This is a genomic window from Herbidospora sakaeratensis, assembly GCF_001570525.1.
In the GTDB taxonomy this organism is placed as follows: Bacteria; Actinomycetota; Actinomycetes; order Streptosporangiales; family Streptosporangiaceae; genus Herbidospora; species Herbidospora sakaeratensis.
The window spans coordinates 403,886-417,215 of the sequence record NZ_BBXC01000008.1 but is presented as its reverse complement, the minus strand read 5'-3'; the positions used below and the strand labels follow the sequence as shown (position 1 = coordinate 417,215).

Sequence of the window (13,330 nt, the reverse complement as noted above, 5' to 3'; positions counted from 1 at the left end):
CCACCCCGGCCCCCCCCCCGCGCCCGCCCCGCGCCGCCCCCGGCGCCGACCCCCACTCCCGCCCCGCCCCGCGACGCCGGGCATGTCTCACCCACGGTTCCCGCTCCCCACCGCACGCGCAGCCGACCCCGCTCTCGCGCCGCGATTCAAGGCTCAGGCCCGCTCCGCCCCCCGCCACCGCATCACGCCGCATCGCCGGGCATGTCTCACCCACGGCTCCACTCCCCACCGCTCCCGCCGCGACGCCGAGCTCCGGCTCCTCACCCCGTCGGGTGCCCGGCTGCCGTTACCGCTGCCCGAGAACGGCTGTTTCGCCGGTCACCGAAATGGCGGGCGTTTCTTTTTCGTCCGGCGCCGAAATTGTGCGAGCCCGGCCGTGCCCGTGTTTCGTCGGGTGGCGAAGTCTCCTCTTCGGCGCCCTTCTTCGTGGCGCGCCGAAGCAGTGCGGCCCGCAGTGTTTCGTTCCCCGCCGAATTTCCCGGTATTGTTCTTCGGTCTTTCGGTGGGGATCACGACGCGGGAATCTTTCTCCGGCCGGGTAACTCTCCGCAACCTGAAGCGCCGAAAGTCAAGTAATCTACCTGCGACGCAGGCCCGCCGCAGCAGAGCTCCGCTACCTTCGGTAGCCTGCGGCCGAAATAACGCAACGTGCACACCCGATTCCCGCGCGCATTCGAATTCTCGCCACACCTGGGCCCTCGGGAATATGAATGACACGTACCGTAATTGGACCCTCGAACGCCGCCGAGTGCCGTGATGGCAATTTCCTCCAAAGCCCCGGTAAGCAGTCCCAGGACGGTGCGCATGAAACTCCATACATCGAGTACTGTTTCGCCGATCGCCTCTTCTGCGACGAGTCCCCCACCTGGGCCGCGACGCAGGCGGGTTATCGGCAGGCTGGGGAGGCGGCCCCGGCGCGACCCGGTCTTCCATGTCCCGGACTGGGTGTGCCCGCAGGACCTGGCTGGCGCCCCATCTGGAGGGGCGGCAGGCGAAGGAGGCGCCGGCCGACTTCCCGTACGAGATCGAGTCGGCCCTGCACTTCTCCAACGGCGGCGGTCTCCACGTCGCGACCGAGAAGGCCACTGGCCGGAAGGTCGTGCTGAAGGAGGCCCGGCCGGGCGCCGGGCTCGACCAGAAGGGCCGCGACGCGGTCGGCCGGTTGAAGCGTGAGCACGAGTTCCTCGGGAAGCCGGCCGACCGCCGCGACTCCCGGGGGTGCCGCTGGTCATCGCGGCGGTCATGGTCGCGTCCACGAAGCTCGGCAACCGGCTCAGGCCGCACGTCGACCCCCGTCTGGTGGCCAGCCCCGACGCGCAGGTCCGGACCATGAACGTGCTGTTCACGCTGCTGCCGCTGTCCTCATCGTGATGCACACGCTCACCGCGGCCGGGCACGGCTTCCCGCTGGAGCGGGCCGCCGCCGTGGGGTTCGGGGTGCTGCTCATGGGGCTCGGCGACGTGCTGCCGAAGATCGCGCCCTCGGCCGTCGGGGGCGACGACGCGCTGAGCCGATGGGCCCTGGCGTGGCAGCGCTCGCAGCGCCGGGGCGGGGCCGCGATGGTGGTGCTGGGGGCGGTCTGCGCGGTGGCGGCGTTCTGGGTGTCGCCCATGCCGGCCGCGGTGGGGATCGGCGGCGCGCGGCGGCCCGGATGCGCTGACGCGCCCGCCGTCATCCGCTCACCGCGCGCCGCTCAGGTCTGTGACCTGGGCGGCTTGACGGTTTTTACCCGGCCTTGGTGGGGACTCCGGCTTCTTTGCGGGTACGTTTCTCCATTGTTACCCCGGGCAACAAACGTTACCGTCCCGTGTCTTTCCCCCAAGTTCCCTTGGGCTTACGTTGTCTCAAACAACATTCACCCATTAGGTGAGTCACACCCCCCGATAGACCCCCGGCCAGAAAGGACCCACGCATCATGCGCAAGGGGATCCTCAGCATCGGCGCCGCCTTCGCGGCCCTTTCCCTCGGTCTCACCGCGTGTGGCGGGGGTGACGAGGGCACCGGTGCAGCTCCGGAGACGACCGGCGCCGCCCCCGCGACGTCCGCCGCCGCGCCCGCCCAGGGCAAGATCGGCGTCATCCTCCCCGACAGCAAGTCCTCCGCCCGGTGGGAGACCGCCGACCGCAAGTACCTCGAAGAGGCGTTCAAGGCCGCGGGTGTCGCCTACGACATCCAGAACGCCCAGGGTGACAAGACCCAGTTCCAGACCATCGCCGACCAGATGATCACCGGCGGCGTGACCGTGCTCGCGATCGTCAACCTCGACTCGGGCACCGGCAAGGCCGTCCTCGACAAGGCCAAGGCCCAGGGCATCGCCACCATCGACTACGACCGCCTCACCCTCGGCGGCAAGGCCGACTACTACGTCTCCTTCGACAACACCGCCGTGGGCAAGCTCCAGGGCGAGGGCCTGTCGAAGTGCCTCGACGACGCCAAGGCCGAGAAGCCGATCATCTCCTACCTGAACGGCTCGCCGACCGACAACAACGCCACCCTCTTCAAGGAGGGCTACGACGGCGTGCTCAAGCCGAAGTTCGACTCGGGCGACTACGTCAAGGGCCCGGAGGACTCGGTTCCCGACTGGGACAACGCCCAGGCCGGCACCCTCTTCGAGCAGCAGCTCACCAAGGAGCCGAAGATCGCCGGCGTGCTCGCCGCGAACGACGGCCTCGGCAACGCCGCCATCGCGGTGCTGAAGAAGAACAACCTCAACGGCAAGGTCCCGGTCACCGGCCAGGACGCCACCGCGCAGGGCCTGCAGAACATCCTCGCCGGCGACCAGTGCATGACCGTCTACAAGGCCGTCAAGCAGGAGGCCGACGCCACCGCGCAGCTGGCCATCGCCCTGGCCAAGGGTGAGAAGCCCGCCGCCACCGGCACCGTCAAGGACACCGAGACCGGCGCCGACGTGCCGGCCGTCCTGCTGACCCCGGTCGCCATCTACAAGGAGAACGTGAAGGACGTCGTCGCCGACGGCTACGTCACGAAGGAAGAGCTCTGCACGGGCGACTTCGCCGCCATGTGCACCGAAGCCGGAATCAGCTAAGTCATTCCGGGGGTACGGCCCACGCACGCTCGGCGCGTGGGCCGTACCCCTCTCTCTGGAACCAGGAGTAGCCCATCGTGTCCACGGCACCCGTTCTGGAACTGCGCGGAATCGACAAGAGTTTCGGCCCCGTGCAGGTTCTTCACGATGTCGCCTTTTCGGTGTATCCCGGAGAGGTGACCGCTCTTGTCGGCGACAACGGCGCCGGTAAGTCCACCCTCGTCAAGTGCATCGGGGGCATTCACCCCTTCGACTCGGGCGAGTACTACTTCGAGGGCAGGCAGGTCAGCGTCGGCGGCCCCCGCGACGCGGCCGCCCTCGGCGTCGAGATCGTCTACCAGGACCTCGCGCTCTGCGACAACCTCGACATCGTCCAGAACATGTTCCTCGGCCGGGAGCGCAAGCGCGGCCTGGTCCTCGACGAGGACACGATGGAGGAGATGGCGGCCAAGACCCTCGTGGGCCTCTCGGTCCGGACGGTCAAGTCCCTCCGCCAGCACGTCTCCAGCCTGTCCGGCGGCCAGCGGCAGACGGTCGCCATCGCCAAGGCCGTCCTGTGGAACAGCAAGGTCGTCATCCTCGACGAACCGACCGCCGCTCTGGGCGTCGCGCAGACCGCGCAGGTCCTGGAGCTGGTCCGCCGTCTGGCCGACAAGGGCCTCGCGGTCGTGCTCATCTCGCACAACATGAACGACGTCTTCGCGGTCTCCGACCGGATCGCCGCGTTGTACCTCGGCCGCATGGCCGCCCAGGTGAAGACCTCCGACGTCACCCACTCCCAGATCGTGGAGCTCATCACGGCCGGGCGCAGCGGGGAGCTCGGCCTGCAGAACGGCAAGGAAGCGACCGCATGACCACCACAACCGCCCCGGAGGAGAAGGCCGTCGCGCCGTCCGCCGGGCTGAACAAGCAGGTCCGCGACTACGTGGAGCGGGTGCGCGGAGGTGAACTCGGCGCCCTCCCGGCGGTCATCGGGCTCATCGTGCTGTGCACGGTCTTCGCGATCCTCTCCCCGGTCTTCCTGTCGCCGGTCAACTTCGCCAACCTGTTCACCCAGGGGGCGGGCGTCACCGTCATCGCGATGGGCCTGGTCTTCGTCCTGCTGCTGGGCGAGATCGACCTGTCGGCGGGCTTCGCCTCCGGCGTCTGCGCGGCCTTCCTCGGCGTGCTGCTCACCAACGAGGGCTGGCCCTGGTACGCCGCCGTGGCGGCCGCGATGCTCGTCGGCGTCGTGATCGGCCTGATCATCGGCTGGCTGGTGGCCAAGCTCGGCATCCCGTCGTTCGTCGTGACGCTGGCCGCGTTCCTGGCCTTCCAGGGCGTCGTGCTGATCCTGCTCGACGAGGGCACCAACATCTCGATCCGCGACTCGGTCATCCTGGCCGTCGCCAACGAGAACATGTACCCGTGGCTCGGCTGGGCGCTCGTGATCGTGGGCGTGCTCGCCTACGCCGGTCTCCAGCTGCTCAACAACCGCCGCAGGGCGGGCCGGGGCCTGGTGGCCGACCCGCTGTCGCTGATCGCCGTCCGCGTCGGCGCCCTCGCCGTCGCGTCGGGCTTCGCGGTGTGGGTGCTGAACCTGGAGCGCAGCCGCAACCCGGGCGTCATCTCCCTGACGGGCGTGCCGGTCGTGGTGCCGATCATCCTGGTGCTGCTGCTGGTCTGGACGTTCGTGCTGCGCCGCACCCGGTTCGGCCGGCACATCTACGCCGTCGGCGGCAACGCCGAGGCGGCCCGCCGGGCCGGCATCAACGTCGACCGGATCAAGATCTCCGCGTTCGTCATCTGTTCCTTCATGGCCTCCGTCGGCGGCATCATCGCGGCCTCCCGCGCCAACTCCGTCGACCCGAACACGGGCGGCAGCAACGTGCTGCTGTTCGCGGTCGGCGCGGCGGTCATCGGCGGCACGTCGCTGTTCGGCGGCAAGGGCCGGGCCCTCGACGCCATCCTCGGCGGCGCGGTCGTCGCGGTCGTCATCAACGGCATGGGCCTGATGGGCTACAGCTCCAGCGTGAAGTACGTGGTCACCGGCGCGGTGCTGCTGCTCGCGGCGGGTGTGGACGCCCTCTCCCGTAAGCGGGCGTCGGCATCCGGCCGCCGATAGGGTGAGCGCGAACGACGACCCCCCGGCACCAGAGGCAGGACGCATGCTGCGCGCAGGTCCCTCTCAGGAGGAGATCCGCAGGCACAACCTCGGCACCCTGCTGCGCCACGTCCACCTCGGCGGGCCGACCTCGCGGGCCGAACTGACCAGCCGCATGGGCCTGAACCGCAGCACCATCATGGCGCTGACGGCCGACCTCACCGCGGCCGGTCTGGTGCGCGAGGAACTGCCGAAGGAGACCGGCCGGGCCGGCCGCCCCTCGCTGGTGGTCCGGCCCGAGTCCTCGCGGGTCTACGTGCTCGCCTTCGACGTGGGCGTCGACCGGCTGGTCGCGGCCCGCGTCGGACTGGGCGGGGTCATCCTCGACCGCCGCTGGGCGGTGCGCCCGCGCGGCGCCTTCGACCTCAACGAGTCGGTCGCCACGCTGGCCGGGTTCGCCCGCCAGATGCACCGCAAGACCCGGGCCGACACCGTCTGCGTCGGCGCGGCGGCGGCGTTCTGCGGCGCGGTCCGCAAGACCGACGGCCTCGTCCGGTTCAGCCCCAACCTCGAGATGGAGGACGGCCCGTTCGGCGAGGAGCTGTCCAAGCGCCTGGCGATGGGCCTGCCGGTGACCGTCGGCAACGACGCCAACCTGGGCGCGCTCGCCGAGCACACCCGGGGCACCGGCACCGGCTGCCGCGACCTCGTCTACCTGCACGGCGACGTCGGCATCGGCGGCGGCATCGTGGTCAACGGCCAGCTGCTCGGCGGCGCGGCCGGTTACGGCGGCGAGGTCGGCCACATGGTGGTCAACCCCGGCGGCCGGGCCTGCGGCTGCGGCTCCCACGGCTGCCTGGAGGCCGAGGTGGGGGAGCGGGCGCTGCTCGAACTCGCCGGCAGCTCCGGCATCCAGCGCCTGGCGGCCGGCCGGGGCCGCGACGGCATCCACGCGGTGGTCGAGGCGGCCGACCGCGGCGACATAATCGCTCAGGACGCGCTCCACCGCGTGGGCGACTGGCTGGGCATCGGCGTCGCCAACCTGGTGAACGTCTTCAACCCCGAGGTCGTCATCTTCGGCGGCACCCTGCGCGAGATCTATCTCGGCTCGGCCGCGCAGGTCCGCAGCCGCCTCAACCTGGCCACCCACCCCGCGCTGCGGGAGACCCTGCGGCTGCGCACCTCGGAGCTCGGCGACGACGCGACGCTGGTCGGGGCCGCCGAGCTGGCGTTCACGAAGGTACTCGCCGACCCTCTTGAGGTGCTCGCGCGGATGAGCGTCTGACCGGGCGCAGCACCGCCAGGGCCACGACGAAGGCGACCGCGAGCAGCCCCGCCGACACGGTGAACGCCAGCCGGTAGCCCTCGGTCAGCGCGACCGCCTCCGGCGCGCCCCCGCCGAGCAGGCCCTCGGTGCGGCCGGCCGCCAGCGTCGAGAGCACCGCCACGCCGAGGGCCATGCCGATCTGCTGGGTGGTGTTGAACAGGCCCGAGGCCAGCCCGGCGTCGTCGTCGCGGGCGTCCGACATGCCGAGGTTCGTCAGGGCGGGCAGCACCAGCCCGCCCCCGGCGATCAGCACCATCACCGGCAGCAGGTCGGTGACGTAGACCGCGTCGACCGGCACGCGGGTCAGCCAGCCCATCGCGGCCACCAGCAGCACCAGCCCGGCGAGCAGCACGGTCCGCGCGCCGTAGCGGTTGTTGAGCCGGGCCGAGACGAACAGCGACACCCCGCCGATGGCGACGGCGGCCGGCAGCATGGCCAGGCCCGTGGCCAGCGCGCCGTAGCCGAGCACCCGCTGCATGTAGAGGGCGACCAGGATCTGGAACGAGAACATCGCCGACAACGCGAGGATCTGCACCGCGTTCGCGCCCGACACGTTCCTCGACCGGAACACCCGCAGCGGCATCAGTGGGGTGCGCGCGCTCGTCTGGCGCACGAAGAACCCGGCCAGCAGCAGCACCGACAGCCCGCCGTAGACGAGGGTCTGCCCGGCGTCGTGCCCCTGGACGCCGACCACGGTGTAGACGCCCAGCATCAGCCCGGCGGTGACCAGCGCCGCTCCGGCGACGTCGGCCCCGGCGGACAGGCCGGTGCCGCGCTCGGCGGGCAGCGCCCTGACGGCGAGCCCGATCGTGGCCAGCCCGATCGGCACGTTGATGAAGAAGATCCAGTGCCAGTCGAGCGTGTCGGTGAGCACCCCGCCGAGCACCTGCCCGATGGAGGCACCGGCCGCGCCGGTGAAGCTGAACACGCCGATCGCCTTCGCCCGTTCGGCGGGGTCGGTGAACAGCGTCACCAGGATGCCCAGCACGACCGACGAGGCCAGCGCGCTGCCCGCGCCCTGCAGGAACCGGGCGGCGATCAGCGTTTCGGGGCTGCCGGCCAGCCCGGCCAGCAGGGAGGCCGCGACGAAGACGGCGTTCCCGGCGAGGAACACGCGTTTGCGGCCGATCAGGTCGCCGAGCCGTCCGGACAGCAGGAGCAGGCCGCCGAAGGGGATGAGGTAGGCGTTGACGGTCCAGCTCAGGGCCGCGGAGGTGAAGCCGAGGTCGTGCTGGATGGCGGGCAGCGCCACGGTCACGATGCTGCCGTCGAGGATGGTCATCAGCATGGCGGTCGACAGGACCGCCAACGCGAGCCAACGGGACATGGTCGTCTCCTGTTCGGGGGGAACAGAAGCGACCGTAGCAGATAGTTTTGTTGCAGACGATTATCGGGCGCGTTGCCGGGCCCGGCGCGCGTTCTGGGGGGCCTCGACGGGGGTGGCCAGATGTCCCCGCGTCAGCCGGGTCAGCAGCCCGACGAGGGTGCGCCCCTCCTCTTCGGACAGGGTGTCGAGCGCCTCGCGGTGGACGCGGTCGGCGATGCCCTGACTCTGCGCGGCGACCTCGGCGCCCTTCTCGGTGACGGCGATGATCCGGGCCCGCCGGTCGGTGCTCGACGGCCGCCGCTCGGCCAGGCCCGCCTGCTCCAGCGCGTCGACGGTGACCACCATCGTGGTCTTGTCCATGTCGCCGATCTCGGCGAGCTGGATCTGGGTGCGCTCCTCTTCGAGGGCGTGCACGAGCACGCAGTGCATGCGGGCGGTCAGCCCGATCTCCGCCAGCGCCGCCGCCATCCGGGTCCGCAGCACGTGGCTGGTGTGGTCGAGCAGGAAGGACAGATCCGGTTCGGTACGGGAGGGCGCCATCCCGTCAGGATAGTCAACCGCTCCCGTACCGGATCGTCCGTGACGGGAGGACTAGGCGACCCGGGCGTTGGACGCGGTCCAGGTGTTGCACGACAGGAACGACTGCGAGTCGAAGCCGCGCTCCAGCCAGAAGGCCTGGTTGCGGCCCTTGCCGTGGACGGTGTCGGAGGCGTGCTTGGCGGCCCAGTCGACGACCTGGTCCCACTCCTCGAAGATGACCGGCAGGCTCTCCTGCGTCGCCCCGAGGAAGACGCCGGCCATGCACTCGGCCTGCTGCTCGACCCGGTGGCTCAGGTAGTTGCGGGCCGTCTTGGTGCGGGCCTGCGCGTAGAGCCGGTTGAAGGCCGGCACGATGCCGGCGCGCTGCTGGGCGTGGTGGCCGATCTCGTGGGCCATGGTCTTGGCCAGCGTCAGGCCCCACGGGTTGCGGATCGTGGCCTTCGGGAGGAACTGGTAGATGGTCTGCGACGACGGGCAGTAGTGCGCGGTGTAGGTGTTGCTGAGCTTGCCGCACGGCGTCTTGGTGCCGGCGGCCCTGATGATGATCTTCGGTACCCGGTAGGCGCCCAGGCCGGCCGCCTGGAACTGGCGGGCGTACATCTGGTTGACGCAGCGGGCGACCTTGAGCAGGTAGGTCTTGAGCGAGTTCGCGCTGCCCTTGCGTGGCTCGCCGGGGGAGCAGGTGAACGAGTCGACGGCGCCCGACCGGTAGAGCCGGTTCTTCGTCAGCACCGTGGGGAACACGCGCTTGGCGGCGGCGGGTGCGGCGGCCATCGGGGCCGGGGCGGCCACGGTCGACGGCGCGGCGGCCAGAGGCGGGGGAGAGGAGTTGGCCGGGGCGGCGGAGCCCGTCACGACGAGGACGGAGAGCGCGCCGGAGGCCAGTGCGATCAGGGGTTTTCGCATGGTTTGCAGACCATATTGCAGGTCTTATTGGCGAGTAAAGTCGGGTAAATATGCATATTTACGGCGGTCACCCTCGTGGATGACCGCCGCACCGCAGGTCAGGACACCTGTGAGGCCGGGGCCTTGTAGGTGTTGCACGCGCTCGGCGACCCCGCCTTGAAGCCCCGGTCGGTCCACGCCGCCCGGCTCTTGCCGCCGCCGTGGGTCGGGTCCCCCATGTCCTCCTTGATGTACGTCAGCATCTGCTGCCAGTCATGGGAGTCGCGCCCCGTGGAGGCCCAGATGCTGCGCAGGAACGCCCCGGACAGGCAGTCGGCCTGCAGCTCCAGGCGGGCGTGCCACTTGTAGGCGGCCTTGGTGCTCTTGGGCGCCAGCTTGTCGTGGGCCTTGATGATGCCCGCCCGCTGCTGGACGTGGTGGCCGTACTCGTGCGCCAGCACATAGAAGAGGAAGGGCGAGCCCTCGTACTCGAGCATCCAGCCGTCGACGAGGACGACCAGGCCCTGGGTGTCGTGGCAGTAGGCGCCGCCCCAGAAGCCGTCCATGTTCCCGCACGCACGGGTCTTGCTCGGCTTGCTGATGAACTCCATGCCCGGCTTGCGGAACGGGAGCTTGGCCTTCTTGAAGAAGGAGGTCCAGGTGGCGTCGAGGCACTCGGCGCCCTCGCGCAGGTAGTTCTGCGCGGTGAGGAAGTCCTCGATCGTCGTGGCGTATTCGGGACACGACCGCACCGGCAGCTTGCCGGAGGCGTAGATCGGGTTCTTGGTCAGAGCGGACATACCGGTAGGAACAGGCCGTGCGTGGACCGTTCCGGGCGCCAGCAGAGGCGCCACCAAGCCCGCGAGGAGTAAGGGAATGATTTTTCGCACGAAATCAGGAGGGTAGGGGACAAGCCAACCACGCGTAAAGGGATTCCCCAGGCCTCGGAGCCGGAAGCCGGGCACTGTCGAACTACACTCCTACTGTTCGACGGCGAACGGGAAAGGAATCGCAGTGGGCCTTCTGGAGTCCCTGAGCGGACCGACCGACCTCAAAGCACTCGACGCGAGCGAGCTGCCCCGGCTCGCCGAGGAGATCCGTGACCTTCTGGTCCGCTCCGTCGCGAACTCGAAGGCGGGTGGTCACCTCGGTCCCAACCTCGGAGTGGTCGAGCTGACCATCGCGATCCACCGCGTCTTCGACTCCCCCGACGACCGCGTCGTCTGGGACACCGGCCACCAGTCCTACGTCCACAAGATGCTGACCGGCCGGGCCGACCAGTTCGACGGCCTGCGCCAGGAGGGCGGCCTGTCGGGCTACCCGAGCCAGGCCGAGTCGCCCCACGACATCGTCGAGAACTCCCACGCCTCCACCGCCCTCTCGTGGGGCGACGGCATCGCCAAGGGCTTCCGCCTGACCGGCGGCGGCCGCCACGTCGTGGCCGTCATCGGCGACGGCGCCCTCACCGGCGGCATGGCCTGGGAGGCGCTCAACAACATCGCGCTGACCAAGGACCTGCCGCTGGTCATCGTGGTCAACGACAACGGCCGCTCCTACTCCCCGACGATCGGCGGCCTGGCCACCCACCTGGCCAAGCTGCGCGTCACCCAGAGCTACGAGCAGGTCCTCGAGTTCGTCAAGGACAAGTTCGGCAACGTGCCGGTCCTCTACGACACCCTCCACGGCATCAAGAAGGGCCTCAAGGACGTCCTGGCCCCGCAGGTCATGTTCGAAGACCTCGGCATCAAGTACGTCGGCCCGATCGACGGCCACGACGAGCCCGCGATGGAGACCGCGCTCCGCAAGGCCAAGTCCTACGGCGGCCCGGTCATCGTCCACGTCGTGACCAAGAAGGGCCAGGGCTACGAACCGGCCGAGAACCACGACGAAGACTGCTTCCACGCCCCGCAGCCCTTCGACATCGTCACCGGCGAGGAGCGGCCCAAGCAGCTCGGCTGGACCGACGTGTTCAGCGCCGAGATGGTCCGCGTCGGCGCCGAGCGCCCCGACGTGGTCGCCATCACCGCCGCGATGCTCCACCCGACCGGCCTGGCCGACTTCGCCGCCCTCTACCCCGACCGCATCTTCGACGTCGGCATCGCCGAGCAACACGCCCTGACCAGCGCGGCGGGCCTGTGCGTCGGCGGCCTGAAGCCGGTCGTCGCGGTCTACGCGACCTTCCTCAACCGCGCCTTCGACCAGCTGCTCATGGACGTCGCCCTCCACCGCCTCCCGGTGACCGTGGTGCTCGACCGGGCCGGCGTGACCGGCGACGACGGCGCCAGCCACAACGGCATGTGGGACCTGTCGATCCTCCAGGTCGTGCCCGGCCTGCGGGTCGCCGTGCCGCGCGACGCCGTCCGGCTGCGCGAGCTGCTCGGCGAGGCGCTGGCGGTCACCGACGGCCCGACCGTGGTGCGTTTCCCCAAGGGCGCGCTGGTCAAGGAGGTCGAGGCGATCGGCGAGATCGGCTCGATGGAACTGCTGCGCGAGGGCGAGGGCGAGCCCGACGTGCTCATCGTCGCGGTCGGCCCGATGGCCGAGGTCAGCCTCGACGCCGCCGGGCTGCTGGCCGCGCAGGGCATCTCCGTCACGGTCGTCGACCCCCGCTGGGTCAAGCCGCTCGACGAGTCGCTGACCCTGCTCGCCTCGGCCCACAAGCTGGTCGCGGTGGTCGAGGACAACGGCCGCGTCGGCGCGGTCGGCGACGCCGTCTCGCGGCTGCTGCGCGACCACGACGTCGACGTGCCGGTCCGCAACTTCGGGCTGGCCCAGGAGTTCCTCGACCACGCCAAGCGGCCGAAGATCCTGGCCGACGCCGGGCTGACCGCGATCGACCTGGCGGGCGAGCTCGCCGACGCGCTGCGCCGCCGCGCCGCCATCGAGTTCTAACGCCTCTCGACGACCCGTCTGACGACGAAGCCGATCGTGGCCGCGACCACCGCGACCCCGGCCGCGATCGGCATGATCAGCCCCTCGTTCTGGCGGGCCGCCTCACCGGCGAGCGCGCCGAGCGTGACGTAGCCGACCACCCAGATCGCGCCGCCGATCATGGCCCAGAAGCCGAACCGGCGGCGCGGCATGTTCAGGATCCCGGCCAAGACCGGGGTCAGCGCGTTCAGGCCCGGCACGAAGTAGGTCAGCGCGATCAGCCAGCCGCTGCCGTGCAGCACCTCTTCGGCCTGTTTCCACTTCTCGTCGCCGACCCAGCGGCCCAGCCTGCTGGCCCGCACCCGCGGCCCGAAGTGACTGCCGATCCAGTGTCCCGAGAACGCGCTCACCGCGACCCCGCCCAGGCCGCCGGCGACCACCAGCGGGCCTTCGGGCAGGCTGTCGACGGTCGTCCCGGCGATGATCAGCGACAGGTCGCCGGGCACGATCACGCCGATGAGCAGCATGCCCTCCAGCGCGACGTACAGGAGGGTGACGGTGGCGACGAGGATCGGGCTCTGGTCGGTCAGCCATTCGAGGAGCTGGTCCACGGCATCGAACATCGTCCCCCTCTGCCCAGCGGCTACCCGGCCACGCCTTGGACCACCAGCCACACCCCGGCCCCGGCCAGCAGCAGGCCGCTCGCGGCCAGGGTCGCCCGGTAGCCGCGCGGGCCGAGCCGGTGCCGCCCGGCCGCGACCAGCCCGGCGAGCACCATCTTGGCGCCGACGAGGAGCAGGTAGAAGCCGATCATGAACGCGGCGGCCGGGCCGGCGCCCTTCTCCCAGGCGGCCACGACCAGCGGCCCGCCCACGGTGATCCAGAACAACCACGGGTGCGGATTCATCAGGTTGACCAGCACGCCCTTGCCGATCGGCGCGGGCACCCGCTCGCCGGGGGCCGGGAGGACGGCCGTACGGGCCGCGACGACGGCCTCGGCGCCGAGGTAGACGACGTACAGGCCCCCGGCGATCGACAGACCCCGCAGCAGACCCGAGGGGAGCGCGCCCGCGAGCACGATCGACAGCACCACGACGGGCAGGTCGGACAGCAGCGGCACGCACGCCATGCGCAGCCCGGCCGGGAAACCCCCGCGAAGGCTCGCGGTGACGACCAGGCCGAGCAGCGCGCCCGGCGCGACCCCGGCGCCGAGGCCGAGGCCGATTCCGAGCATCAGTTCCCGCACATCAC

General features: G+C 70.5%; 13 protein-coding genes. 6 read left to right on the top strand and 7 right to left on the bottom strand.

Annotated features, from left to right (window positions below; genetic code table 11):
* Window positions 1–1,218: 1,218 nt before the first annotated feature.
* Window positions 1,219–1,371, top strand: coding sequence for a hypothetical protein (locus tag AW271_RS39535; RefSeq protein ID WP_157553957.1), 153 nt, complete (start codon window positions 1,219–1,221; stop codon window positions 1,369–1,371).
* Here the strand turns inward: AW271_RS39535 and AW271_RS07710 are convergent.
* The gene (locus AW271_RS07710) at window positions 1,343–1,675 is read right to left on the bottom strand and encodes a hypothetical protein (protein WP_062334083.1); all 333 of its coding nucleotides are present in this window, start codon (window positions 1,673–1,675) and stop codon (window positions 1,343–1,345) included. The two genes, AW271_RS39535 and AW271_RS07710, sit on opposite strands and share 29 nt — an antisense overlap.
* Before the next feature lie 240 nt (window positions 1,676–1,915).
* On the opposite strand from AW271_RS07710, the gene AW271_RS07705 reads away from it, so the two are divergent.
* From AW271_RS07705 to AW271_RS07690, 4 genes are all read left to right on the top strand, one after another.
* Window positions 1,916–3,046 (top strand): sugar ABC transporter substrate-binding protein, encoded by a 1,131-nt coding sequence (locus AW271_RS07705; RefSeq protein WP_062334080.1) that lies wholly within the window; start codon window positions 1,916–1,918, stop codon window positions 3,044–3,046.
* Window positions 3,047–3,123: 77 nt separating this feature from the next.
* Window positions 3,124–3,900, top strand: a complete 777-nt coding sequence (locus tag AW271_RS07700) for an ATP-binding cassette domain-containing protein (protein WP_062334077.1) — start codon at window positions 3,124–3,126, stop codon at window positions 3,898–3,900.
* Entirely contained in the window at window positions 3,897–5,150 is a 1,254-nt protein-coding gene (locus AW271_RS07695; RefSeq protein ID WP_062334075.1) for a sugar ABC transporter permease, read from the top strand. Before AW271_RS07700 ends, AW271_RS07695 begins: the two co-directional genes overlap by 4 nt.
* 43 nt (window positions 5,151–5,193) lie before the next feature.
* Window positions 5,194–6,414 carry an ROK family transcriptional regulator gene (locus AW271_RS07690; RefSeq protein WP_083976279.1) on the top strand — a complete coding sequence of 407 codons (1,221 nt, stop codon included), beginning with the start codon at window positions 5,194–5,196 and terminating at the stop codon, window positions 6,412–6,414.
* Here the strand turns inward: AW271_RS07690 and AW271_RS07685 are convergent.
* The 4 genes from AW271_RS07685 to AW271_RS07670 form a co-directional block, all read right to left on the bottom strand.
* The gene (locus AW271_RS07685) at window positions 6,362–7,783 is read right to left on the bottom strand and encodes an MFS transporter (RefSeq protein ID WP_062334073.1); all 1,422 of its coding nucleotides are present in this window, start codon (window positions 7,781–7,783) and stop codon (window positions 6,362–6,364) included. The two genes, AW271_RS07690 and AW271_RS07685, sit on opposite strands and share 53 nt — an antisense overlap.
* A gap of 60 nt (window positions 7,784–7,843) precedes the next feature.
* Window positions 7,844–8,323 (bottom strand): MarR family winged helix-turn-helix transcriptional regulator, encoded by a 480-nt coding sequence (locus AW271_RS07680; RefSeq protein ID WP_062334070.1) that lies wholly within the window; start codon window positions 8,321–8,323, stop codon window positions 7,844–7,846.
* Window positions 8,324–8,374: 51 nt separating this feature from the next.
* Complete coding sequence (locus tag AW271_RS07675; protein ID WP_062334067.1) at window positions 8,375–9,229, bottom strand: neutral zinc metallopeptidase; 855 nt, start codon at window positions 9,227–9,229, stop codon at window positions 8,375–8,377.
* 98 nt (window positions 9,230–9,327) lie between these two features.
* Window positions 9,328–10,008, bottom strand: coding sequence for a neutral zinc metallopeptidase (locus AW271_RS07670; RefSeq protein ID WP_062334064.1), 681 nt, complete (start codon window positions 10,006–10,008; stop codon window positions 9,328–9,330).
* Between the two features lie 214 nt (window positions 10,009–10,222).
* Here AW271_RS07670 and dxs point away from each other — a divergent pair, with 214 nt between their 5' ends.
* Window positions 10,223–12,100 (top strand): 1-deoxy-D-xylulose-5-phosphate synthase, encoded by a 1,878-nt coding sequence (gene dxs, locus AW271_RS07665; RefSeq protein WP_062334061.1) that lies wholly within the window; start codon window positions 10,223–10,225, stop codon window positions 12,098–12,100.
* Here the strand turns inward: dxs and AW271_RS07660 are convergent.
* Window positions 12,097–12,702: a DedA family protein gene (locus AW271_RS07660; protein ID WP_083976277.1), complete on the bottom strand. Its 606-nt coding sequence runs from the start codon at window positions 12,700–12,702 to the stop codon at window positions 12,097–12,099. The genes dxs and AW271_RS07660 overlap by 4 nt on opposite strands.
* Window positions 12,703–12,722: 20 nt before the next feature.
* Window positions 12,723–13,325 carry a LysE family translocator gene (locus AW271_RS07655; protein WP_062334055.1) on the bottom strand — a complete coding sequence of 201 codons (603 nt, stop codon included), beginning with the start codon at window positions 13,323–13,325 and terminating at the stop codon, window positions 12,723–12,725.
* Window positions 13,326–13,330 lie beyond the last annotated feature (5 nt).